At 57.1% G+C, this 25355-nt stretch carries 19 protein-coding genes and 1 tRNA gene; 6 read left to right on the top strand and 14 right to left on the bottom strand.

The annotated features are described in order from the left end of the window. Positions 1 to 90: 90 nt before the first annotated feature. Positions 91 to 1071 (bottom strand): 23S rRNA pseudouridine(1911/1915/1917) synthase RluD, encoded by a 981-nt coding sequence (rluD, locus tag ACSMDR_RS11350; protein WP_005890746.1) that lies wholly within the window; start codon positions 1069 to 1071, stop codon positions 91 to 93. Positions 1072 to 1187: 116 nt separating this feature from the next. On the opposite strand from rluD, the gene ACSMDR_RS11345 reads away from it, so the two are divergent. After that, a complete protein-coding gene (locus ACSMDR_RS11345; RefSeq protein ID WP_040318786.1) occupies positions 1188 to 1943 on the top strand; it encodes an outer membrane protein assembly factor BamD in 756 nt (251 codons plus the stop codon). Between the two features lie 130 nt (positions 1944 to 2073). Here the strand turns inward: ACSMDR_RS11345 and ACSMDR_RS11340 are convergent, their stop codons facing one another. The 5 genes from ACSMDR_RS11340 to ACSMDR_RS11320 form a co-directional block, all read right to left on the bottom strand. Next, entirely contained in the window at positions 2074 to 3357 is a 1284-nt protein-coding gene (locus tag ACSMDR_RS11340) for an L-cysteine desulfidase family protein (RefSeq protein WP_436468332.1), read from the bottom strand. 373 nt (positions 3358 to 3730) lie between these two features. Further along, entirely contained in the window at positions 3731 to 5215 is a 1485-nt protein-coding gene (gene pntB / locus ACSMDR_RS11335; RefSeq protein ID WP_005890738.1) for a Re/Si-specific NAD(P)(+) transhydrogenase subunit beta, read from the bottom strand. 11 nt (positions 5216 to 5226) lie between these two features. Then, a complete protein-coding gene (locus tag ACSMDR_RS11330; RefSeq protein WP_436468331.1) occupies positions 5227 to 6750 on the bottom strand; it encodes a Re/Si-specific NAD(P)(+) transhydrogenase subunit alpha in 1524 nt (507 codons plus the stop codon). 642 nt (positions 6751 to 7392) lie between these two features. Then, the gene (locus tag ACSMDR_RS11325; RefSeq protein WP_436468330.1) at positions 7393 to 9282 is read right to left on the bottom strand and encodes a methyl-accepting chemotaxis protein; all 1890 of its coding nucleotides are present in this window, start codon (positions 9280 to 9282) and stop codon (positions 7393 to 7395) included. Positions 9283 to 9625: 343 nt separating this feature from the next. Then, positions 9626 to 9702 (bottom strand) — tRNA-Trp (locus ACSMDR_RS11320). A 202-nt stretch (positions 9703 to 9904) separates the two neighbouring features. On the opposite strand from ACSMDR_RS11320, the gene ACSMDR_RS11315 reads away from it, so the two are divergent. The 4 genes from ACSMDR_RS11315 to ACSMDR_RS11300 all read left to right on the top strand — a co-directional run bounded on the left by ACSMDR_RS11315 (position 9905) and on the right by ACSMDR_RS11300 (position 12923). Then, positions 9905 to 10444: a hypothetical protein gene (locus ACSMDR_RS11315; protein WP_005890733.1), complete on the top strand. Its 540-nt coding sequence runs from the start codon at positions 9905 to 9907 to the stop codon at positions 10442 to 10444. Between the two features lie 273 nt (positions 10445 to 10717). After that, the gene (gene pyrB, locus ACSMDR_RS11310; protein WP_436468329.1) at positions 10718 to 11638 is read left to right on the top strand and encodes an aspartate carbamoyltransferase; all 921 of its coding nucleotides are present in this window, start codon (positions 10718 to 10720) and stop codon (positions 11636 to 11638) included. 101 nt (positions 11639 to 11739) lie between these two features. Further along, the gene (gene pyrI, locus ACSMDR_RS11305) at positions 11740 to 12204 is read left to right on the top strand and encodes an aspartate carbamoyltransferase regulatory subunit (protein ID WP_005890729.1); all 465 of its coding nucleotides are present in this window, start codon (positions 11740 to 11742) and stop codon (positions 12202 to 12204) included. Positions 12205 to 12431: 227 nt separating this feature from the next. Beyond that, a complete protein-coding gene (locus ACSMDR_RS11300) occupies positions 12432 to 12923 on the top strand; it encodes an arginine repressor (protein WP_005890727.1) in 492 nt (163 codons plus the stop codon). 163 nt (positions 12924 to 13086) lie between these two features. On the opposite strand, the gene ACSMDR_RS11295 is transcribed toward ACSMDR_RS11300, so the two are convergent. The 4 genes from ACSMDR_RS11295 to arcA form a co-directional block, all read right to left on the bottom strand. Further along, positions 13087 to 14490: a YfcC family protein gene (locus tag ACSMDR_RS11295; RefSeq protein WP_005890725.1), complete on the bottom strand. Its 1404-nt coding sequence runs from the start codon at positions 14488 to 14490 to the stop codon at positions 13087 to 13089. 120 nt (positions 14491 to 14610) lie between these two features. Next, the gene (argF, locus tag ACSMDR_RS11290) at positions 14611 to 15615 is read right to left on the bottom strand and encodes an ornithine carbamoyltransferase (RefSeq protein WP_005890722.1); all 1005 of its coding nucleotides are present in this window, start codon (positions 15613 to 15615) and stop codon (positions 14611 to 14613) included. A gap of 50 nt (positions 15616 to 15665) precedes the next feature. After that, on the bottom strand, positions 15666 to 16592 hold the full coding sequence (gene arcC / locus ACSMDR_RS11285) for a carbamate kinase (RefSeq protein ID WP_436468328.1): 927 nt from the start codon (positions 16590 to 16592) through the stop codon (positions 15666 to 15668). Between the two features lie 62 nt (positions 16593 to 16654). After that, on the bottom strand, positions 16655 to 17875 hold the full coding sequence (gene arcA, locus ACSMDR_RS11280; RefSeq protein ID WP_005890718.1) for an arginine deiminase: 1221 nt from the start codon (positions 17873 to 17875) through the stop codon (positions 16655 to 16657). 775 nt (positions 17876 to 18650) lie between these two features. Here arcA and ACSMDR_RS11275 point away from each other — a divergent pair. Beyond that, positions 18651 to 18827: a hypothetical protein gene (locus tag ACSMDR_RS11275; RefSeq protein WP_005890715.1), complete on the top strand. Its 177-nt coding sequence runs from the start codon at positions 18651 to 18653 to the stop codon at positions 18825 to 18827. Between the two features lie 951 nt (positions 18828 to 19778). On the opposite strand, the gene ACSMDR_RS11270 is transcribed toward ACSMDR_RS11275, so the two are convergent. The 4 genes from ACSMDR_RS11270 to mglB are packed head-to-tail and all read right to left on the bottom strand — an operon-like array spanning position 19779 to position 25154. Then, positions 19779 to 21512, bottom strand: a complete 1734-nt coding sequence (locus ACSMDR_RS11270; protein WP_436468327.1) for a methyl-accepting chemotaxis protein — start codon at positions 21510 to 21512, stop codon at positions 19779 to 19781. 55 nt (positions 21513 to 21567) lie between these two features. Continuing rightward, positions 21568 to 22578 carry a galactose/methyl galactoside ABC transporter permease MglC gene (mglC, locus tag ACSMDR_RS11265; RefSeq protein ID WP_005890710.1) on the bottom strand — a complete coding sequence of 337 codons (1011 nt, stop codon included), beginning with the start codon at positions 22576 to 22578 and terminating at the stop codon, positions 21568 to 21570. Positions 22579 to 22594: 16 nt separating this feature from the next. Then, entirely contained in the window at positions 22595 to 24115 is a 1521-nt protein-coding gene (gene mglA, locus ACSMDR_RS11260; RefSeq protein WP_005890708.1) for a galactose/methyl galactoside ABC transporter ATP-binding protein MglA, read from the bottom strand. A gap of 52 nt (positions 24116 to 24167) precedes the next feature. Beyond that, entirely contained in the window at positions 24168 to 25154 is a 987-nt protein-coding gene (gene mglB, locus ACSMDR_RS11255; RefSeq protein ID WP_005890705.1) for a galactose/glucose ABC transporter substrate-binding protein MglB, read from the bottom strand. Positions 25155 to 25355 lie beyond the last annotated feature (201 nt).

Here is a 25355-nt window from a genome sequence, read left to right as displayed (position 1 = left end):
AAATGCCATAAAAAACGGGGCACCCACTGGATACCCCGCCCTTAACACTTCCCTGGCCCAGCCCGTATCAACCGGCTGGGCCGCCGACGCTTAGCCCCAGATCAGATCATCTGGATTGGCCAGGGTATCGGCACGCATAGCCTCCATAAGCTCCACCATGTCCTGAGGAGTGGAGGAGTGCCACTGCATGACCTCGCCCGTGATGGGGTGAGCCAGTTGCAGCATGGTGGCATGCAAGGCCTGACGGTGGAAGCCGCGCAGCGCAGCAGTCAGCTCAGGCGTACCGTTACGCAGCAGACGCATGCGACCACCATAGGCGGGATCGCCAACCAGAGGGTGCTTGATGTGCGCCATGTGTACCCGGATCTGGTGAGTACGACCGGTTTCCAGTCGCAGTCGCAGGCGGGTGTGGCCACGAAACTTCTCATGCACCCGGTAGTGGGTCACGGACTCACGGCCATTGGGAATGACTGCCATGTGGGTACGCTGGGTCGGATGACGACCTATGGGCGCATCCACGGTACCGCCCGCGGTCATGTGCCCTATGGCCACCGCTTCATATTCACGGGTGATCTGGCGGGCCTGCAGCGCCTCCACCAGATGAGTCTGCGCCGGGATCGTCTTGGCAATGACCATGAGGCCAGTGGTGTCCTTGTCCAGACGGTGAACAATGCCGGCGCGGGGCACTTCGGCTATGTCGGGATAGAGGTGCAGCAGGGCGTTGAGCACTGTGCCGTCCGGCGTGCCAGCCCCCGGATGAACTACCAGACCTGCCGGCTTGTCGATCACCAGAATATGCTCATCTTCGAACACGATGTTGAGCGCTATATTCTGGGCATCCCAGCGGGTGTCGTCTGCCAGTTCGACCGTGACATGGACCTGCTGCCCCGAGATGACTTTCTCACGCGGGGTGTTGGCAACCTGACCATCCAGGGTCACTCGGTCTTGCAGGATCCACTCCTTGATCCGGGTACGGGAGTAGTCGGGAAATATTTCTGCCAGAGCCTGATCGAGTCGCTGCCCGAATTGGTGATCCTGGAATTCGCCTGTCAATTCAATATGCTGGCTCATGTATGGTCTCTTGAGCGGGGGTTTCAATTCGAAATAATCCGGCTATTCTAGCTTTTCTTTTAGCCAAGCATAACGGATACTTTGCCAATTTCGTGGAAATGGACCGGATGTTGTTGATGGGAAAGAAGTCTCACCTGCTGATGTCACTCGCCTTGGTCGCTACCCTGATCACTGGCTGTTCCAGCACCAAACCCAAGGTACCCGACGAACCGCCGGAGACCCTGTACCAGAAAGCACGCCTCAAGCTGGATGCCGGTAACTATGTGAATGCTATCGAGTTATTGGAAGCATTAGACTCTCGTTACCCCTTTGGCGCTTACTCTAATCAAGTGCAACTCGACCTCATCTATGCCTATTACAAGCAGGATGATACCGCCCAGGCGACCGCCAATATCGACCGCTTTATCCGCCTCAATCCGGCGCACAAAAATATAGATTACGTTTTCTATATGCGTGGCCTGACCAACATGGCGGGCGATTATAATTTCTTCCAGGATCAGCTCGGCATAGCCCGGGATGACAAAGACCCCTCCTACGCCCGTCAAGCGTTCCAGGATTTCAAGACACTGCTGCAGAACTACCCGAACAGCAGCTACGCTGCCGATGCCCGGGCGCGCATGATAGGTCTGAAAAACCGCCTCGCTCGCTACGACCTGAGCGTGGCCAAGTATTATGTGAAACGCGATGCGCTGGTTGCGGCCGCCAACCGCGCCAAGCAGGTAGTTGAGACCTACCCGGATACGCCGGAGACCGAAGAGGCACTGGAGATCATGATCGAGTCCTACGACACCCTCAAGATGCCAACCCTGGCCCAGCACGCCCGTGAGGTGCTCGGCAAGAACTACCCAGAAAACCGGCACGCCAAGAGCTGATAGTCACTCTTCCAACAAAAACCGATGGCCTAGGCCATCGGTTTTTTTTCGCCCGTCGGGTCTCGGGCGACCCAACGTGGCCCTGCAAAAGCCGATCAGGCACACAGCTGATGCTCGGCTCACAACAGGGTCAGTTGCGCTGCTTGGCCCGCATGATGTTGATGATCTCTATATCGGTATCCAGCATACCCTTCTTGGAGAGCTGGCCCAGGTTGGCAATGGTCTGATCCACGTCATCCGAGACGATACCCTCACTCTGGGGCACTCGCAGGTTGTTGATCGCCATCAGGGAGGATTTGACCGCCGCTGAGGTAGAGGTCGACACCTTCATGGAGCAGGCACTGCCCGCGCCGTCGCAGATGATGCCGGAAACATCGCCAATCATGTTATTGATACAGTGGCTTATCTGTTCGAACTTGCCCCCCAGCAACCAGGTGATGGCGGCACCCGCCCCCATGGCAGCCGTGCTGGCAGCACACAGGGCAGAGAGCTTGTTCTGATACGTCTTGATGTAGATGGCCACCAGGTGGCTCATCACCAGCGCCCGGATCAGCTGCTCCTCGCTCGATGCGAGGAAGCGGGCGGCGGCGACTACCGGCATGGTGGCGGCTATGCCCTGGTTGCCCGAGCCCGAATTGGACATGGCGGGCAGCATGGCGCCGTCCATGCGCGCATCCGATGCAGCAGAGGAGAGTCGCATGGCCAGCGTCATCAGATCGTCGGAGAGTAACTTGCGCTCCACCTGATCGGTGAGCATCTTGCCGATGCTCAGGCCATAACCCTGCAACCCTTCGTCAGCCAGGGCCTGGTTCATGCTGGCCGCCTCGCCAATGAAGGTGATATCGGCCAATGGCACGTCAAGAGAGAACTCGACTATCGCCTTCAGGGTCAGGGCGGGTCTGGCCGATTTGGCTGGCTGGATCTGCACCCCGGGGGCACTGGCTTGCTCCATCAGAACCTCGCCATCCTTCTCCATCAGCACGATGCGCGTGTGATCCGTGCAGATCACTACCCGGGCACTGTGACCATCAGCCTCCGCCAGCACCTCGGCGTAGAGCACATCAGGCACATCCTTCACATCGACCTTGATGAGGGGCAGCAGCGCCTTGGCTTGCTCCACCTGCGCCGGGGTGAGGGCCTTGAGCACTTCCAGCCCCCCATCGGGGTTGCCCCCCGTGATCCCCACAGCAGCAGCCACAGGCAGGCCTATCATGCCGGTGCCGGGCACACCGACCCCCATGCCGTTCTTGAACAGATTACCACTGACCCAGACGCTCAGCCGCTGCGGCGGCTGGCCCAGCAGGCGGCGGCAGTTGGCGGCAGCCAAGGCCACCGACATGGGTTCGGTACAACCCAGGGCCGGCACGACCTCACGCTTGAGCAGGGCAATAAACTCGATCCATTGTGGCTTCATCTGCAAATGCTCCATGGTCTGGCGCGGCGCCTCTTCTATTTCTGTGAATACTAATTATTGCGGGGAAACTAAAATTTAGTTGATAAACCCCGACGTGATGGCAGGCATTATGCCCGACTTTTGAACGATTGCCACAGCCAAGCCCGGGGAATAGTGGCGGGTTAGCGTTGCAAAAACAGGCGTGAGGGCCGAGTGGCTATCAAGCCTCGCAACCCACGTTGACAAGGCCATCATGGCCGCACCGCCGCGAATCTGCCAACCCACAGGCCGATTAAACCAAGGCGGAGCAGGATCCGACATCGCAAGAAAGCCAGACAGCAGGCACAGAAAAGGGGGCCTTGGCCCCCCTTGAATACTGCTATGACGTTGAGGATCAGAGTGCCTTGAGGATAGCCTCGACGCTGGCCTTGGCATCGCCAAACAGCATCTGGGTATTGTCCTTGAAGAACAGCGGATTCTGGACACCGGCATAGCCCGTGTTCATGGAGCGCTTGAAGCCGATGACGTTCTGCGCTTTCCACACTTCCAGTACCGGCATACCGGCGATGGGGCTGCCCGGATCTTCCATGGCGGCCGGGTTGACGGTGTCGTTGGCACCAATCACCAGCACCACATCGGTGTCGTTGAAGTCGTCATTGATCTCGTCCATTTCCAGCACGATATCATAGGGGACCTTGGCTTCTGCCAGCAGCACGTTCATGTGGCCTGGCAGACGACCGGCAACCGGGTGGATACCGAAGCGCACTTTGACGCCACGATCCCGCAGCTTCTGAGTGATCTCGGCCACCGGATACTGCGCCTGTGCCACCGCCATGCCGTAGCCCGGGGTGATGATGACGGAGCTGGCATTTTTCAGCATGTCAGCCACGTCCTCGGCGTTGGTCTCACGGTATTCGCCCATCTCCTGGTCAGCTGTGGATGCCACGCCGTCGGAGCCGAAGCCACCGGCGATCACTGAGATGAAGGAGCGGTTCATCGCCTTGCACATGATGTAAGAGAGGATGGCACCGGAGGAGCCCACCAGGGCACCCACCACGATCAGCAGGTCGTTGGAGAGCATGAAGCCCGCCGCCGCCGCCGCCCAACCGGAGTAGGAGTTGAGCATGGAGACCACGACCGGCATGTCGGCGCCACCGATGGAGGCCACCAGATGCCAGCCGAACGCGAAGGCGATCAGGGTCATCAGCACCACCGCCATGGTGGAACCACCGGCGTTGACGAAGTGCACCATCAGCGCCAGCGAAACCAGCACGGCCAGCAGGTTCAGCTTGTGGCGGTGTGGCAGCATCAGCGGCTTGGAGGAGATGAGGCCACGCAGTTTGCCGAACGCCACTATGGAACCGGTGAAGGTCACGGCACCGATGAAGATACCGAGGAAGACTTCCACCAGGTGGATATTCAGCATGGCGCCGGTGAGGTGCTCAGCCTGAGCGGCACTGGCCGCCTGCTCGAACGCCGCCCGGGCCGCGGCCAGGGTCGCATCCAGGTTGGAGCCGACAGAGACCACAACGGCTGCCGGAGCGGATGGATGCAGATCGATGAAACTGTTGAAGCCCACCAATACCGCCGCCATACCGACGAAGCTGTGCAGCACGGCCACCAGCTCGGGCATCTCGGTCATCTCGACCTTGAGTGCCAGACGCACGCCGATGGCGCCGCCGATGACCATGGCCAGGATGATCCAGTGCACACCACTGGTTTCCGGGTTGAGTACGGTGGCGACGAGGGCAATGGCCATCCCCGCGATACCGAACAGGTTGCCATGCTTGGCCGTTTCTTGCTTCGACAGTCCGGCGAGACTGAGGATGAAGAGCACGGCGGCAACGATATAGGATGCTGTTACCAGTCCTTGAGACACGTTAAACCCCCTTAATCCTTACGGAACATCTTCAGCATGCGCTGAGTCACGGTGAAGCCACCGAAGATGTTGATACTGGCAATCAGCACGGCGACAAACGAGAGCGCGGTGACGAGTGTCGAACCCTGACCAATCTGCAGCAAGGCGCCGACCACGATAATGCCGGAGATGGCATTGGTGACCGACATCAGCGGCGTGTGCAAGGAGTGAGATACGTTCCACACCACGTAGTAACCGACCACACAGGCCAGGATGAATACGGTGAAGTGGGACAAGAAGGCGGCGGGTGCCACGGATGCTACCCAACCGAAGGCGGCGATGCCAAGAGCACCAAACACGAACTTCTTGTTGGATGGCTTTTTGGCTTCAGCTTTCTTGAGCGGAGCGGCGGCCGGTTTTTGCGGCGCGGCAGAGACGGCGATGGCGGGCGGCGGGAAGGTCACTTCACCGGCCTGGATCACCGTCATGTTGCGCTGAACTACGTCTTCGAAGTCGATGGCAACCTGGCCGTCCTTCTCCTTGCACATCAGCTTCATCAGGTTGACCAGGTTGGTACCGTAGAGCTGGGAGGATTGGGCAGGCAGGCGGCCGGGCAGGTCGGTGTAACCTATTACCTTGACGCCGTTGGGGGTCACGAACAGCTCGGTCGGCTTGGTGTATTCACAGTTGCCACCGGTTGCCGCAGCCAAGTCCACAATGACGGAGCCCGGCTTCATGCTGTCAACCATCTCCTTGGTGATCAGCTTCGGAGCCGGACGACCCGGGATCAGGGCTGTGGTGATGATGATGTCCACTTCCTTGGCCTGCTGGGCAAACAGCTCCATCTCGGCCTTGATGAACTCATCGGACATCACCTTGGCGTAACCGTCGCTTGAGGCACCATCTTCACCGCCGAAGTCCAGCTTGAGGAACTCCCCACCCATGGATTCGATCTGTTCGGCCACTTCCAGACGGGTATCAAAGGCGCGCACTATGGCGCCCAGGGAGCCGGCTGTACCGATGGCAGCCAAACCGGCCACACCGGCACCGATCACCAATACCTTGGCGGGTGGAACCTTGCCGGCGGCGGTGATCTGGCCGGTGAAGAAGCGACCAAACTGGTGCGCGGCTTCGACCACGGCGCGATAACCGCCGATATTCGCCATGGAAGAGAGGGCGTCAAGGGACTGGGCACGGGAGATCCGCGGCACCATGTCCATCGCCATCACATTGATGTTGCGCTCGGACAGCTTCTTGACCAGCTCGGGGTTTTGGGCTGGCCAGATGAAGCTCACCAGGGTGGCGCCATCTTTAATTTCGGCGATCTCGGCATCGGTCGGCGCATTGACCTTGAAGATAAGGTCGGCTTGCCAGACGCTCGGCACCACGCTGGCACCGGCAGCCTCGAAGGCGGCATCATCGAAGCTGGCCAGCTGACCTGCGCCAGTCTCGACCGCAACTTCGAAGCCGAGCTTTTTCAGCTGCTCAACGGTGGCCGGGGTCGCTGCGACCCGGGTCTCACCGGCGAGACTCTCTCTCGGTATTCCAATCTGCATGACTATTCCCTGATGGTTAATAAATAATCGCGTTCTAGTGTCTCATCTCTCGCGAAACAAGGCGCGGCCAAATTGCAGGCCAAGGACTCTTTGTTATGAAAATCAGCAGGCTCTTCCACAACCTCCTGTCATGGTCAGGCCCCCACTTTTCAGGTGCGAATGTGATTAGTATCAAATTTTGGAGTTTTATTACAACCGCCTTACTCCGACAGTAGGAACAGATTTCATCCTACCCCGAGTAGCGATTAAAAAAAACAAACCAAATTAGCCACTTATAACAGTAAAAAAGACCATTAAAAGTGATCCAACCAGTCAAAAAAAATGTTTTGCCCTGTCTCTAACTTAGAGCAATTTGTTCCAACAAAAACCGCGGCTCGACCCCTGCTGGCCACCAAGGGCCCAAAAACAACAATTATGCAACAGAAACCGATACCGGAACCCCATGTTGCGCCTCATCCCATCTGGCGCCAAATTGATTCTTGCGGTCGGGACCATCGCAAGATCCCATCGCGGATACAGGCTCTGGGTTGCATAACCCGCCATGCCGCCATACTTCGGATCCCGAGCCCCTGCTGGCCAGCACCTGCCGACATGGAAAGGGCTGCCATCGGCAGCCCTTTTTGCATCTTTTTACCGCATCACTCAGAGCTTGAAGCGTCCCAGCTCCTGGGCCAGCCGCTCGGTCAGCGACTTGAGCTCGGCGGCCTGGGCCGCCTCTTCGCCCGCCTGCTCGGCCAGCTCCTGAGAAACGTGGCGGATATTCTCGGTATTACGGCTGATCTCGCTGGTGACCGAGGTCTGCTCTTCCGCCGCCGCCGCTATCTGGGTTGCCATGTCGCTGATGGTTCCTATGGCCTCATTGATCCGCCCCAGGCTCTGGTTGGCAGACTCCGCATCCTCAACGCTGGTACCTGCCAGCTGGCGACTGGCTTCCATACCGCTCACCGCACGACGGGTGGTCTGCTGCAACGTCTCTATCATCTGTTGAATTTCATCGGTGGAGTCGTGAGTGCGCTTGGACAGAACCCTCACCTCGTCGGCGACCACGGCGAACCCCCTGCCCTGCTCACCCGCCCTGGCCGCCTCTATGGCGGCGTTGAGGGCCAGCAGATTGGTCTGCTCGGCGATGCCGCTGATGGTCGCCAATATGCCGCTGATCTTCTGGGCATGGGCATCGAGCTCGTGAATGATTTGACTGGCATCGGCCACCTCATCGGCCAAGCCAGTGATACTGCGCTGACTCTGGCCCACCTGGGACTGGCCAGCAATAGCCAGCTTGACTGCCTCCCCCGAGGTGGTCGCGGCAAACTCGGCATTACCGGCTATCTCCTGGGTGGCCGATGCCATTTCGGTCACGGCCGTGGCAACCATGACGATCTCGTCCTGCTGCTGACGCACCTGCTGGCTGCGGGCCTGGGCACCGGCCGCCTGACTGCGAGACTGTTCGGCCAGTTGCTGACCCACCTCCCGCAGCCGGCTGACGATACCGTGCAACCGGGCCACAAACTGGTTGAAGCTGCGGGCCAGCTGGCCAACCTCGTCCTGGCTGCGAGTCTGGATCTGGACGGTGAGATCTCCCTCGCCATGGGCGATGTCATTGAGGGCGCTCGCCACCCGGCCCAGATCCTGGAACAGGTATTTGAAGGTGCTGGTCAAAACCAGACTGAACAGCAGCAAGAGACCGCCGCCTATCATCACCAGTTGCCACAACAGGCTGTCGAGAGGCGCCAGCAGCACATCCCGTTTCATGACCATGGTCAGCAGCCAGTCGGTATGGGGAATGGCACGTACCAGCACCATGCTGGCCTGACCGTCTATCTCGACCTCCTGCAGTGACCCCTGCCGACTCATGAGCTGCAGATGGCTGACATCCAGATTGGCATCCAGATCCTGACTCCGCTTCAGGGTCAGCGCCTGGTCGGGATGGGCGACGATGAGGCCGTTCTTGTCCAGCAGCATGGCGTAACCATCTCCGTGCACCTGCATGGCCAGTACATCCTTGATCAGCTTGTCCAATGCCAGGTTGGCACCGACCACACCGGCCAGCTTGCCTTGCTGCATCACAGGCGCGGCCAGAGTGACCACCAGTTGCTGCATGGTGACGCTGACATAGGGCTCAGTGATGATGAGGCCGCCCGCCTTGACCGCATCCTGATACCAGGGTCGCTCTCTGGGGTCATAGTCCCCCTTGTTGAGGGCCGGGTCGTTGCGGGTCATCACCCCCTCGGTCGAGCCATAGTAAGCCAGCCCGAAGCCCCCGGAGCGCAAAGTCTGCTGCAGATGAGACACCAGATCCGCCGCCGGATAGCTCGCTATCACATCCACCTGAGCACTGAGGCTTTCCCGCCTGTCCTGCATCCAGTTGCCTATCCCTTCCGCGTAGGCACCGGCGTAGTTGCGTGCCTCACTATCAATGGCACTCAGTGTCTGACTTTTCAGGCTGAAGTAGACGGTCGAGCCCAGCAGGCAGACGGTCAGCACGACGACCCCCAAACTGGTCGCCAGCAACTTGCCACGCAGAGAAAGCTTCATGGAATGTCCTTAATCGCTATTCGTGTCGTGAAGAATAAAACGGCATGCTTTGTAAGGACTATATCGACGGCGATGGTGCAAGCATTAAACAAAGGACACCATTAATGAATTACATAATAAGCGGCGACCGATCCAATGACGGGGTTCAAACGGACTTTATGGTATTGGCAGGGAGGTGTGGAAATATGCGGCGAGGTGAAATCGGATTGGGGCACGGACGATGAAGGCGTGCTGATCAAGGACAGGTCAATGGGCTGGCGAGGAGAGAGGCTCGGGCTCAATCAGCCAAGAACCATATTTCAGGCGTAAAAAAACCGACTCGTGAGTCGGTTTCTTCGGAAAATGGCAGGGGCGGCAGGACTCGAACCCGCAACCATCGGTTTTGGAGACCGCTGTTCTACCAATTGGAACTACGCCCCTGCAACAAACGAGACGAATTATACAAAGCGGAGATCAAAGGTAAAGGCTTTTTTTTAGGATTATGGCGTGATTGCTCGATTGCTGTACAAGAGTGTTCATTTTAGCTCACCTGGCTGGTTAACTGCCTGTATTTACAGCCCCGTCTGGCTAGGAAAGCAGCAAAATTGGGATTAGGGTAAGAGAGTGATCAGGGAGGTAGCAAATGCTCAACTATCGACTATTACAGCAATTGGCACCGCTCAACTTCCGGGATGAGTGCAAGACAGAAGCCCTGCCCGACTATCTGGCCCGGGTCGGCCCTCTGGCTCCCTTCATTCCTGAAAATGTGCTGGCTCAGTGGTTGTATCGCCATTGGCGCGGTTTCGAGTCCAACTGGAGCTTTATCGATCTGGCCCGTCACCACTTTGAGCTGCAGAGCTGGCCCAGGGAGCGTCTGCTGCAGATCGGTTCGCGCCACATGGAGGCGATCGAACGCTGGCAGGAGCTGCTCAGCCACAACAGCTACGTGCGCCGCTCCTGGCTAGGTGACTACATGCTGCACCAGGGTAGCTGGCCCGAGCCCATCATAGTGCTGGCGACCGATGAGCAGAGCCTGTATCCGGACGGCCGAGCCATGCCTGTCCCTTATTGTCTGCTGGAGGGGCATCATCGGTTGGCCTATTTGCGGGCCATGGTCCTCGAGGGTGCGCAACTGCAACCGCTACACCAGGTCTGGCTTTGCCGCCCCATTCGCGACAGTTAAACGTTTTTCCGCCGTAAAAATGCCTAAAAAATAAATTTTTGACAATTGAAAATCCAACTCTATAATCTGTCCGGTTTTGAAAAAGGTCGGGATATGTTCACGCAGTCACACACTCAGAAAATCGCCTCGCAGCCGGGTGGAACGCACCAGCGTCGAGTCGTTGTTTTCGTCTCCCGGCCCATAGATCCCCAATTATTTTTAAAGAGAGCCCCTGTTTCAGGGGCTTTTTTTTGTGCCAGAAAAACCTCATAGATGCCAAAGGGAACGCAGACGATGACCAATCCTCTCTATAACAAACACGTCATCTCTATCTCGGATCTGACCCGCGCCGAGATGGAACTGGTGGTCGAGACCGCTCAGCGGTTGAAGGCCGAACCCAACACCCAGCTGTTGCACAACAAACTGGTCGCCAGTTGCTTCTTCGAAGCCTCGACCCGCACCCGACTGTCATTCGAGACGGCGGTGCAGCGTCTGGGCGGCAACATCATCGGTTTCGCCGATGGCGGCAACACCAGCGCCAAGAAGGGCGAGACCCTGGCCGACTCCATCAAGATCATCGGCTCCTACTCGGATGCCGTGGTAATGCGCCATCCCAAGGAAGGGGCAGCCCGCCTCGCCTCCGAGTTTTCCCGCGTGCCTGTCATCAACGGCGGTGACGGCTCCAACCAGCATCCGACCCAGACCTTGCTCGATCTCTTCTCCATCCGCGAGACCCAAGGCAAACTCGATGGCCTGAACGTGGCCTTCGTCGGCGACCTGAAGTACGGCCGCACCGTTCACTCCCTGGCCCAGGCCTTGAGCCTGTTCAACTGCCGCTTCTTCTTCATCTCCCCCGAGGCGCTGGCAATGCCGGACTACCTGTGTGAAGAGCTGGAAGAGAAAGGCATAAGGTTCAGCGTGCACGAGACCATGGAAGAGGTGATGCCGGAGCTCGACATCCTCTACATGACCCGCGTCCAGAAAGAGCGTTTCGACGAAACCGAATACAAGCACATGGCCGCCAAGTTCGTGCTGGACCTCAGTACCCTGACCGGTGCCAAGCCAGGCATGAAGATACTGCACCCCCTGCCCCGGGTTGATGAAATAGACGTTGCCGTCGACCAGACCCCCCATGCCTACTACTTCCAGCAGGCGGAGAACGGGGTCTATGCGCGCCAGGCACTGCTGGCACTGGTACTGAACGAAACCGTTTAAGGAGCACGCCTTGGCCGAGAAGAATCAACGGCCAGCGGCAATCCGTCACTCTATCGTGCGCCAGGCACTGGCGCTGAATGAATCCGCCTGAGGGGAATATCATGCCTGACAAGAATCAACTGCAAGTCGAAGCCATCCGTCACGGCTCCGTCATAGACCATGTCCCTGCCGGTCAGGGCATCAAGATCCTGAAGCTGTTCCAACTGATCGAGACCCAGGAGCGGATCACCGTCGGCTTCAACCTCAAATCCGGCGCCCTGGGCAAAAAGGACCTCATCAAGATTGAGAACACCCGGCTGACCGAGCAACAGGCCAACCAGCTGGCGCTGTTCGCCCCCAATGCGACGGTCAACATCATCGAAAACTTCAACGTGGTGAAGAAACATCAGCTGGCTCTGCCGGAGTTCATCACCGGGGTCTTCCACTGCCCCAACTCCAACTGCATCTCCCACAACGAGCCCGTGGACAGCTACTTCAGCGTGCGCGAGGTCAAGGGCGCGGTACGGATGAAGTGCAAGTACTGCGAGAAGTCCTTCACCCAGGATATTGTCAGCGAGCGTTACTGATAGCTCCGCCACCTGACGAGCGCTGAAATGGATCAGTGATTGGGCCCCAAGGGGCCCATTTTTGATACGGGTCACAGCCCACCGCTGTCGATTAGCTATAATTTACCATCTCAACCATGGTTAGCCCCATGGATCCACTAGCCGATACTTTTTTGTCAGTCGATCCCACCAGTGTCTTTGCACCCTGACAGAGATTTCGCTGATGACAAAGGCAAAGGACATCCATCTTGGTCAAGACCCATTTCCACCCGGTGGAGCAGGAAACCGACACGGCTCAGCTCGATGCCTGCCGCCGAATCATTGGCCAGCACTGCTTCAGCACCCAGGAAGAGATCCGCAACGAGCTTGCCAAGCAGGGCTTCACCGACATCAGTCAGTCCACCATCTCCCGGTTGCTGCGTCGCCTCGGCGTGGCCAAGGCCCAAAACGCCAGCGGCAAGAAGATTTATACCCTGGTAGAGGATCAGCTAGAGCCGGCCGGTTGCAGCCGTTCTGTGCACGACATGGTCCGCTCCGTCGACCATAACCGTCAGCTGGTGCTCATTCACACCACCCCGGGCGCCGCGACCGTGGTGGCTCGCCTGCTGGACCGTCATGCGAATCCCGAGATCATGGGCGCCGTCGCGGGCAACGATGTGGTGCTGGTCGCGCCCCGCCACATCAGTCGTACCCGTCAGGCCCACGAAGCCGTGCTGCGTACCCTGGCCCAGGCACGCTGACCCCTCTCTTGCCCAAGATGAAGAAGAGGCGACCTCAGGGTCGCCTCTTCTTCATCTATTCCATTGCCGGGGATCCAACCGCTGATGCGACATCTCCGTGGTTGCACAGCGCCCAAACAACAGGGAGCCCATGGGCTCCCTGTTGTGACATCAATCATCTTGCTCAGAGAGCGGCTCCCAGGCTAAGACAGGCCATGATCAGCACTGTCAATATGCCCAGCAGGGGGGCGACCCACTTCAGCCAGCGTACATAAGGCACCTTGGCAATGGCCAGGCCACCCATGACCACGGCGGAAGTCGGCGTCACTAGGTTGACGATGCCGGAAGCGGATTGGTAGGCGGTAACCACCAGATCGCGGCCCACGTTGGCAAAGTCCGCCAGGGGCGCCATGATCGGCATGGTCAGCACGGCCAGGCCAGAGGACGATGGCACCAGGAAGGAGAGCACCACTTCCAGGGCAAACATAACGTTGATGAACACCACGTTGGACAACCCAGCCACCAACCCTTCGGCGCTGTGCAGTATGGTGTGGGTGATCATCCCGTTATCCATCACCACTACTATACCGCGAGCGATACCTATGATGAGGGCCACGCCGAGCAGGTCGCGAGCACCGTCGATGAAGTTGGAGGTCAGTTCTTCCTCACTCATGCGGGCGATCAGGCCCACTATGATGGCAGCAGCCAGGAAGACGCCGGAGATCTCGGCCATCCACCAGCCCAGCACGGCCACCCCGTAGATCATCACCCCGAAGGAGGCTGCAAAGATGCCTAGCACTATTTTGCGGGTCAGGGTAAAGGTCAGCATTTCGTCACCCTTGCTACCAAGGAAGTGAGCGCGGTTCTCTTCCCACTTGTCGGCAACCACGGATTTGCTGGGATCGTTGCGCACCATCTTGGCGTAACGCATCACGTAGGCAACGCAGATGAACCAGCCCACCACCAGCATGGCGACACGCAGCCAGATACCATCGGTGAAGGAGATACCGGCGGCGTTGGCGGCAATCACGGTGGCGAACGGGTTGATGGTGGAGCCCAGGGTACCGATACCGGCACCGAGCAATACTGTCGCTGCGGCCACCAGAGGGTCGAAGCGGGCCGCCATCATCACGGGCACCAGCAAGGTGTAGAAAGGCAGAGATTCTTCAGCCATGCCGTAGATGGTCCCCCCTGCGGCGAACAGCGCCATCAGGATCGGGATCATCCACTCCTCACGGCCACGCAGCCGGTAGGTTACTCGCTCGATACCGGCATCGATGGCGCCAGTCTTGGTGACTATGCCAAGGAAGCCACCGATGATCAGAATGAAGAGGGCAACGTCGATGGCGCCCGCTTCATAGGATTGGTGATTGTAGAGACCATCGATAGGTGCCAGCAGCACGTCGACTATCCCCTGGGGATTGCCGTCGACCAGCTTGTAGGTACCGGCTACCGGCACTTCCTTGCCGAGAGCTTCATTCATGGTCATGTCATATTTGCCGGCCGGCACTATCCAGCTCAGGGCGGCAACAAAGGCGATCAGCACAAACAGTATGGTGTAGGCTGATGGGAACTTGAATTTGGTCATGGTCCAACATCCTTCTGTGGGGTGGTATCCATGCAGGCTGCGGGTAGGGGTTAGAGGTATTATTCCGCTGTCACATGGTTGAAAAACCGGGGGTTTCCCCCCGGTACCACTACCGCGACCTTAGTCGCCCAGCGTAGCAACCATCACTGCCTTGATGGTGTGCATCCGGTTTTCGGCCTCGTCGAACACGATGCTGTGCTCGGATTCGAACACGTCCTCGGTCACTTCCAGACCTTTCATTCCGTACTTGTCAGCCACTTCCTTGCCCATGGTGGTCTCATCGTTGTGGAACGCCGGCAGGCAGTGCATGAACTTCACATCCGGGTTCTTGGTGGCATTGATGACATCCATGTTGATCTGATAAGGCGTCATCAGTTTCACCCTTTGATCCCAGGCTTCCTTCGCCTCACCCATGGAGACCCAGACATCGGTGTAGAGGAAGTCGGTGCCCAGCACGCCCTCTTTCACATCTTCGGTCATGGTGATGCGGGCGCCGGTCTCTTCGGCAATCAGGCGGCACTTGGCGACCAGATCCTCTTCCGGCCAGAAGGCTTTCGGAGCGACTAGGCGGATATCCATGCCCATCTTAGCGGCGCCAACCATCAGAGAGTTGCCCATGTTGTTGCGAGCATCACCCAGGTAGGCGAACTTGATTTGATCCAGACGCTTGCCCTTGCCGTGTTCCAGCATGGTCATGAAGTCGGCCAGGATCTGGGTCGGGTGGAACTCATTGGTCAGACCGTTCCAGACAGGGACACCGGCATGGGCACCCAGCTCTTCCACGATCTCCTGGCCGTAACCACGGTATTCGATACCGTCATACATGCGGCCCAGCACGCGAGCGGTGTCCTTCATGGACTCCTTGTGACCAATCTGGGAACCACTTGGCCCAAGGTAGGAGACTTGCGCGCCCTGGTCGAAAGCTGCCACTTCAAAGGCGCAACGGGTACGGGTGGAGGTTTTCTCGAAGATCAGCGCGATATTCTTTCCGCCCAGATGCTTACGCTCGTAGCCACCATATTTGGCTTTTTTCAGGTCGATGGCCAAGTCGATCATGTATTGGATTTCGCGCGGGGTGAAGTCCAGCAGTTTCAGGAAGTTACGATTACGCAGATTGAAAGCCATGATGAGTTCTCTCTTATTTTGTTCAGACCAATAGTAGGCAGTGAAGTTGACTAGGCTGGGATGGCCAGATTGGCCACTATGCTGGTACCGGCCTCACCCTTGAGGATGGCCAGACCATCTTCCAGGCAACCTATACCGACGCGACCCTGGGTCGCTCTTACAAATTCGCAGGAAGCTTCTATCTTTGGCCCCATGGAACCTGCATCGAATGGGATACCAGCCAGATCATCAGGACTGGTGGTGCGCAGCGGATGTTGGGTCGGTTTGCCCCAATCCAGGTAGACGGCATCGGCATCGGTGAGGATCAGCAGGGTATCGGCCTTGATCTGCTTGGCCAGATAGGCGGCAGACATGTCCTTGTCGATGACGGCCTCCACCCCGGTCAGACGCTCGCCATCCCAAGTCACGGGAATACCACCACCACCGGTACAGATGATGAGGTGCCCCTGAGCGATCAGGGTCTCGATGGCATCGCCTTCAACGATGCGCTGGGGTAGCGGAGAGGGCACTACGCGGCGGAAGAACTTGCCGTCTGCCTTGACGCTCCACTGCTTCTCGGCGGCCAGGGCGCGGGCCTCGGCTTCGGAGTAGACGGGGCCGATATATTTGGTCGGATTGGCAAAGGCCGGATCCTTGGCATCGACCTGCACCTGAGTCAGCAGCGCGGTGACGTTGCGGCTCGGCATCAGATTCTTCAACTCCTGGATCAGCATGTAGCCGATCATGCCCTGAGATTCTGCACCCAGCACATCCAGGGGATAGGGAGCGACCTTGGTATAGGCGCTGTTTTGCAGAGCCAGCAGACCCACTTGCGGGCCGTTGCCATGCACCAGTACCACATTGTATTCCTGGGCTATCTGGGCGATGGTCTTGGCGGCGGTGGCAATATTCTTGCGCTGGATATCCGCTTCAAGGGGCTCACCACGACGGAGCAGGGCATTCCCCCCCAAGGCGACGACGACAGTTGGTTTTTTCATAGTGGTTAATCTCGATGCTTTATTTGTGTGGCGCCAGCCTCTGCCGGCGCCACGCCGTCCGGTTAGATGCCGTCACGTTCCATCGGGCAGCTCATGCAGCGGGCGCCACCGCGGCCACGTCCCAGCTCTTCGCCCGGGATGGACAGCACAGTGATGCCGGCCTTGTCGTATTTTTCGTTGGTGTAGGTATTGCGCTCGTAGCCGACGACCACACCAGGGCGCACGGTCAGTACGTTGTTGGCATCGTTCCACTGCTCGCGCTCGGCCTCGAAGCTGTCGCCACCGGTGGTGATGAGCTTGAGCTGATCCACACCCAATGCTTTCTCGATGGCCGTCACGAAATAACCCTCCTCCTTGATCTTCATGCCGGTATTGCCATCCGGGGTCAGACTCCAGCAGTTCACATCTTTGCGAATGACTTCCGGATAGACGGAGAAGGTATCTATGTCCATGTGGGTCATGACGGTGTCGAGGTGCATGCAGCTACGGTGTTTCGGCAGTTGCATGGCGATGACTTGCTTGGCCTGACCGTGCTTGAACAGGCTGCGGGCCAGATGCTCGACCCCTTGTGGCGTGGTGCGCTCGGACATGCCAATCAGCACGGCGCCGCGACCGATGACCAGGACGTCACCGCCTTCGATGGTGGAGTTGTCATAGTCATGATCCTCATCACCGAAGTACTTGATGAAATCCTGACCGGCGAACTGCGGATGCCAACGGTAAATGGCCTTCACATGGTTGGTCTCGCGGCGGCGAGCGGCCTTGGCCATGGGGTTGATGGAGACGCCACCGTAGACCCAGCAGGAGGTGTCACGGGTAAAGAGATGGTTGGGCAGCGGCTCTATGATGAAATCGGTCGGGGCGTGCATGCCGACTACCATGTTGACGCCATTAAACGGCATCTCTGAATAGGTGAGACCGCCGGAGAGGATCCGCGCCAGCTCGCGGTGGGGCATGTCCGACAAGAAGCAGCGGACATCATTGGCAAGGGCTGAGCCGAGGCGATAATCGGAGACCTGATGTTGCAGCAGCCAGGCTTTGGCTTCCGGCACATCCAGGGTTTCGGCCAACAGATTAGTCAGCAGGAAGACTTCGACATTCTGATCGCGCAGTACTTGGGCGAACTTGTCATGCTCTTCACCAGCCCGCTCGACAGAGAGGACATCATCGAACAGCAGGTCCTGACAGTTGGAAGGTGTCAGACGTTTGAGACTGAGATTGGGGCGATGCAACATGACACGACGCAGTTGGCCAACTTCAGAACCTACATAAAATTTGCTCATGGTTATATTCCGTCTTTCTGGGGTCCATGCGAGTGATTGAATAGACTCCTTCTATTCTTTCTCATGGCCAAGGCGGGATATTCTTTTTGTAGGGTACTTGGCTTGTGTTCTATCCTGCCTCTGCCTTTCGAGTTAGAGATTAGGTCTGTAAAAACATGAAAAACCAGACTTAGATCACATGCAACCACAACTGAATAAAATGCAGCCCATTTGTTTGATCCCATCGACATAACCAGCAATTAAGCTTCGGACCACTTAGCATAACCATTCATTATTATAGTACTTTATTCCTTTTCCCCGCCTCATGCTCGTGCTGTTAACTCATATTCCACAAGCACCAAAAAATACATTTTATAATCAAATACAATAACTTAAATTAATGCGCCATCAATAAATGGCTTTATATGCAAGTGTTTGCATTTTTCACATCGTCTTGAGGGAACATCATCGCGATAAAAAGTCATACCGCCATGATTTCATGCATAGATATTTTATTGTTCTGGATCAAGACAAGTGACTCAGGATAGTGGGGAAAGGGCTGTCAGCCCCAAGAGCCATGGGCCTGTCCGGCTGGCTATGCAATAAAAACGCATCTTGCGGCTTGTCACTCCAGTGACGTCGCCTTTCACTGTTTTGAAACTTTTTTCATTAGTTGAATTTATGAAAAATCCTTGCAGTGGGGGTTTGCTCAACTTAACTAGAAAAGTGATCCGGATCACAACGGTATCCATATGACGTTAACGCTTCCGTCATAAATGTCATCAAGGAGAGCTCCATGAACATCAAACCCCTGCTTCTGCTTGCTGCACTGGTTCTGCCCATGACGCCAACCCTGGCTCAGGCAGACGGTGCCCCCGCCATACCTATGGTGGTATGCCATGTGGACAACATGCCGCAAATGCTGGTACCCGAATACGTCTGCATCTGGCGCGGCGGCACGCAACACTACTAAGCAGCAATGCAAGGGAAGGCCCGCCTTCCCTTGCTTCTTTACCCCATCTCCCTATAGCCATGCCCGCTTCACTGACGCTTGCTCGCCCTGCCGACGGGCAGTTCACCATCCTCCCGTCTGTTACCCCTCTCCTCTTGTCACTATGGCGGCAGATAACAGAAGGGACTGCGCTGGCCAGCTTCTCCACTTTTGCAGGCAATGTCTGGGGCTGGCCTAGCTCCCCGCCCTGACAGTGCTGAGTTCGTGTCCGGGAGACAAGCTTCTCCCCCACATTCAGGGCTGCATCGGGGGCCCTCGCCGCCATGATCAGTGCCAACAGACGCGGAGCCTGCGGCTTAATCCATTCGGATGAGTTCGACTGAGACTGGTTTGAACTTCGTGTGAGATATTCGCCATTAAAGGCGTGAGCGATAAGCCAAAAACCAGACAGGCAGAGTCGGATTGACACATCTTATAAACCGCAATAAAAAACGATAGAGAATTGATTTAAAACAACAATTAACTAGAGTTGACTTGATGGAAAAGCAAGGGGGTAAAACGTTTTTCAAGATCGCGTTGTTAGCCAGTCGAAAATCCTTATAGTTACTCCTGCACGGACGCAGTCGAAGTCAATCAGGAAGATTGGCTGCCAGGGTTGGGCAAATGGACTCACCACAGGATGTGGTAAAGGACACCTCCCAGGATGGAGAAAGTGCGACGGGAATGGATGACTCGTCAGGCCATGATGGCTAAAGGACACCCCAAAGGATTGGGAAGGGGAAACCTAAAGGAAGAGGTATAGTCAGGGATTGCAGGGAGCAACTTCGTTCACGGATATGAACGATAAGACTATCGGGGGCGACGCATGTCGCCCCCATCTTTATGGGTTTTCGCCACAGATACCCAACCCCGTAGCAAGAGGCGACTTTCGCCGCCCCGCTCATCTCTGCGTAATTAAACCCACTCTGCTGGCTACGCCAGGCGAAAATGCGCCACGATCTGGCCCAACCTGTCATAGGTCTGCTTCATGGCCCCCGAACTGGCGACGGTGGCCTCACCATTGCCCTTGAGCTGACGGATCACTTCGGCGATGGCACTCATGTTGCGATTGATCTCCTCGGCGACCGCACTCTGTTGCTCAGCGGCAGTGGCGATATGAGTGATTAGGCCATTGATCTCCACCACCTCGCCCATCATCGTATCCAGAGACTCGTTTACCCGAGTCGTGTTCTCGGCCGCGCTCTGGCAACGTTGCCTTGTCATGGACATGGCCTCCACCACCCCAGTACTGCCGCGCTGCAAGCGGGCCAGCATGGCCTGTATCTCCGCCGTGCTCTGCTGGGTTCGGGCCGCCAGCGAGCGAACTTCGTCTGCCACCACGGCAAAGCCGCGCCCTTGCTCGCCGGCACGCGCCGCTTCGATGGCGGCATTGAGGGCCAGCAGGTTAGTCTGCTCGGCGATGCTACCGATAACCCCCAGGACAGAACCAATTTGCTGTACTTCTTGCTGCATCGCTTGTACCGAGCCCGATGTCGCTTCCACCTCATCTACCAGAGCCATGACGCTGCGCATAGCGGTATCCACCACCTCCCGCGAAGCCATCGCCAGTTGCTCGCTCTGGCGGGTCAAGGTGGCGGTATCTGCGGCGCTGCGGGAAACGGATACGGCGGTGGCGCTCATCTCGTTGACTGCGGTGACAACCTGCTCCGTCTCGCTGACATGGGTCGCCAACAGCCGTTGCGCGGCCAGGGTCTGCCCGGTCAGGCCGCCTATCTCGCGGTGCAGTTGACCGCTTGCCTGTCTCACCTCCAGCATCATCTCCTGCAACTGGGCGATGAAGCGATTGATGCCCGCCGATATCTGGCCGAGATCGTCTTGGCTGGCCACCTGTAAACGCCGGGTCAGATCGCCATTCCCCTCGGAGAGGGCCAGTACCAGTCCTTTCAAGGAGATAATGGGTCTATAGGCCAGATTGAACGCCAGCATGGCCAACGCCATCACCACCACGGCAACCCCGAGCAGGGCCAGGGTGATCTTGCCGTTGATGGCCTGGGTCATGGTCTGGATATAGGTCTGGTCGATGAAGCCGGTCAGTCGCCACGGCTGACCGCGAATGTCCAGTTCATGCACCTTGGGGAGGGACTCACCACCCGGTTTGTCGCTATAGAGCAGTTGCCCCTGGCTATCGGCCAGTTCGAAGTGACGGCCTTCGCCGCCCATTCTCTGCAGCAGGGCACTGAACTCGCTCATATCGAGGTAATAAATGTAGGCAGAATCATCGCCGCGCGGTACCAGGATGGAGATGGCTGGCTTGCCCTCTATCTGTTGCAAGCCGCTGACCTGGATCTGGTTACGAGCCTGTGGGATCAGCTGGCGTAGCGCCTCGACCCGGGCCGGCTCCTTGATGACACCATTGCTGTCGAAGGCCATGTCCCCAATCACCTTGACGATGTTGAGGAATCCCGTCTCCTCCAGGGTTTTCTTGACGTTGGTCACCCCGAAGTTGAGGTTGGCAGCCAGCACTATCTTCTGATTGATGTCCCCCGCCAGCTTCTCTTTGACCAGAGTGATCTGCTCATCGATGTTGTGGCTTGCCTGGTCACGGATGTAACCACTGATGAAGTGATTGACGCTCACCCAGGAGGTGGCGACCGTGATCAATATGGCCAGAAGCAGAAGTGCATATATCTTGATCTTAAAAGCCATGGTACCTCCAAAAGAAAACGCAGGCCGAACCTGCGTTTTCTAACTGCCAATGTGCTTACTTCTTCTTGGCGTATTTCATCGAATCCAGCGCCACCGCCAATATGATGATGCCGCCCTTGATGATGAACTGCCAATAAGGGCTGACGCCGATATAGGTCAGGCCGTAGTTGATCAGGGTGAAGATGAGCACCCCGGTGATCACCCCGGCGACCGTACCCACACCACCGGCAAACGACACCCCGCCCACCACACAGGCCGCGATGGCATCAAGTTCATACATGAAGCCCAGGTTGTTGGTCGCACTGCCAACTCGACCCGCTTCTAGCATGCCGCCAAAGGCATAGAAGACACCGGCCAAGGCATAGATCATGACCAGGTTGACGGCCACGTTGACGCCAGAGACCTTAGCGGCTTCAGGGTTGCCGCCGATGGCGAAGATGTTCTTGCCAAAGCGGGTCTTGTTCCACAGTACCCAGACGAAGACGCTGGCAATGGCCGCATAGAAGGTTAGGTAAGAGAGCTTGAAGCTGCCTATCCGGATAAATCCCTGTGCAAAGCTGGAGAAGCGGGGGTCAAAGCCTGCCACTGGGGAGGCTCCCACAGAATCAAAGTAGAGCGAGTTGATGCCATAAACGATGATCATGGTGCCCAAGGTGGTGATGAAGGGCGTCACGTTCAGGTAGGCAACGATCAAGCCGTTGACCAGGCCTATCAGAGCACCCACGGCGCACACCAGCAGGATCACCATGGGGATGGGCACCTCCCCCAGGGCGGGGAACACCTTGTTGACGTTGGTCAGCGACTGCAACATGGTGGCGGCGATAAGCGCCGCCAGACCGACCTGACGACCGGCCGACAAATCGGTGCCCTGGGTAATGATGATGCCCGCCACACCCAGCGCTATGATGACCCGCACCGAGGATTGGGTCAGGATGTTGCTGAGGTTGGTGAGGCTCAGGAAGGATGGTTCCTTGATCACGATGATCATGAGCAGCACCAGCAACACCACATAGATGCCGTTCTCTTTGAGCGCCTGCATCAGATTGAAATTTTTAGCCGACTCCATAAATGTCTTCCTATCTCTAGAGGTACAGAGATGCCAGGCGCAATATCTCGCTCTGGTCAGTTTCTTTGGTATTGACGATCCCGGCGACCCGGCCATTGCTCATGACCATGATGCGGTCCGTGATCCCCAGCAGCTCAGGCATCTCTGAGGAGATGATGATGATGCCCTTGTCCTTCTTGGCCAGCTCCAGGATGAGCTGGTAGATCTCGAACTTGGCACCCACGTCAATGCCTCGGGTCGGTTCATCCAGCATCAAGATTTCCGGCTGAGTCAGCAGCCAGCGGCCGATAATGACCTTCTGCTGATTGCCCCCCGACAGGGAGCCGATCTGTGTCTGCTGGGTCGGGGTCTTGACGCGCATGGAGTCGATGACCCACTGGGTATCGCTCTTCATCTTGGTGTTGCTGAGCAGCCCCATGGATCCCTTGTAGCTGTCCATGTTGGCGATCAGGGAGTTGAAGGCGATGTCGAGGCGCGAATAGATACCGGTGGAACGGCGCTCCTCCGTCACCAGGGCAAAACCATTCAAGATGGCCTCGTGGGCGGTGTGATTGGCCACGACCTTGCCATGGATCTTGATGACTCCCCCGCTGTGATCGCGGATACCGAACAGAGTCTCGACGATGTCGGTGCGCTTGGCCCCCACCAGTCCGGCGATGCCGAGGATCTCCCCCTTATGCAGGTTGAAGGTCACGTCCTGAATGGAGGGCTGGTTCTTGGCCGTCAGATGTTCAACCTCGAGGATCACCTCTTTGGGCTGATTGGTTTTTTCAGGGAAGCGCTGGGTCAATTCACGGCCAACCATCATGCCGATGATCTGGTCCATGGTCATGCCTTTGAGCGGCTGGGTCGCCACCCACTGGCCATCCCGCAATATGGTGATCTCGTCACATAGCTGGAAGATCTCCTCCATCTTGTGAGAGATGTAGACGATGCCGCAGCCCTTCTCTTTCAACTTGTTGATGATCTTGAAGAGATGGTTGACCTCTTTCTCGGTCAGGGAGGAGGTCGGCTCATCCATGATGACGATCTTGGCATCGTAGGAGAATGCCTTGGCAATCTCGATCATCTGCATCTGGGAGACGGAAAGCGTGCCCACCTTGACCCGTGGGTCTATATCAATATCCAGCTCGTCGAAGATGTGCTTGGTGTCTTCATACATCTTGCCATGGTCGACAAACCAACCCTTGGTGGGGTAGCGGCCGAGCCACATGTTGTCCATCACAGTGCGTTGCAATACCAGGTTCAGCTCCTGATGCACCATGGAAACGCCATTCTCCAACGCCTCTTTGGAGGAGGTGAAGTTGATCTCTTGTCCCTTGAAGAAGATCTTGCCCTGATCTTTCTCATAGATGCCGAACAGGCATTTGAGCAGCGTAGATTTACCTGCCCCGTTCTCGCCCATCAACGCATGCACAGAATGAGGACGGACCCGTAAATTGACATTATCGAGTGCCTTGACGCCGGGAAAGCTTTTACTGACGTCAATCATCTCCAACAGCCATTCTGATTGTTGCTGTGTTGTCATATCAGCCATCACATCTGGTTGAAAAAAGGGCAAGGGGATCTCCCTTGCCCTGGAGGAGGGATTACTCGAATTGAGACAGGTTGTCTTTATCCACACCCACATAGGCAACACGGACGACCTTGTTGTCGATATTCCACTTGGTGCCTTCACCAGCCGGTTTGCCTTCAGCCAGGTTCTTGGTCAGCTCGAAGGTGGCCTTGGCCTGGTTGGCCGCATCGTTCAGCACTGTACCCGCCATGGCACCGCTCTTGACCATGGCCAGCGCCTCGGGCAACGCATCGACACCGAATACCGGGATGGCTGACTTGCCTTGTGCCTTCAGCGACTCGACGGCACCCATCGCCATGCCATCGTTGTTGGCGATGACCACTTCAATCTTGTTGGCGTTGGGGCCGGAGATCCAGGCATCCATCTTGTCTTTCGCCATGGCGGTATCCCACATGCCGGTATCCATGTGCAGTTGATCCGTCTTGAGACCGCCATCATTCAGGGTCTTGATGACGTAGGTTGTACGGGCTTCCGCATCCGGGTGGCCCGGCTCGCCCTTGAGCAGCACGAACTGGATGACGCCATCTTTGTTCAAGTCCCACTCAGGGTGAGCTTTCCAGTGTTTGGCGATCAGCTGACCCTGGATGATGCCTGACTCCTTGGAGTCGGTGCCCACGTAGTAGGCCTTGTCATAGCTGGCCAGATCGGCAGCACTGGGTTCCTTGTTGTAGAACACCACGGGGATATCTTCGCCACGGGCCTTCTCAATCACGACAGGGGCGGCGGCCGGATCAACCAGGTTGATGGCCAATGCCTTGACACCCTTGGCCAGCAGCACGTCGATCTGGTCGTTCTGCTTGGACTGGTCATTCTGGGAGTCATTCATCAGCAGTTCCACACTCGGGGTCGCCGCCGCTTCCTTCTCGATCGCCTTGCGAACAACTGCCATGAAGTTATCGTCATACTTGTAGACGGTAACCCCGATACGGGTTTCAGCATGGGCGGTTGCGCCTGCCATCAGGCTCATCAGCACGGCGGCAACTGTCGTGATTTTTCTCATTGTTATGCTCCGGTGTGTCTATCTGTTTTGTAGGAAAGCTGTACACCAATCGAGCTGGTGTAAGTCTAATGTAATCAGGTTGTTGTCATTTAATCTGTGATCCTGACGACAAAATGAAAACGTTTACACTCTGTTACATAGTGATTTGTTTGATATAAAACAAATGGTTATATTGCGAATGGCCCTATTTGACCCTGACCA

Origin of the sequence: Aeromonas molluscorum (genome assembly GCF_051376105.1) — a bacterium.
GTDB classification, from domain to species: domain Bacteria; phylum Pseudomonadota; class Gammaproteobacteria; order Enterobacterales; family Aeromonadaceae; genus Aeromonas; species Aeromonas molluscorum.
Note: the sequence above shows the minus strand (reverse complement) of the source record. Positions and strands in the feature narration are given on the sequence as shown.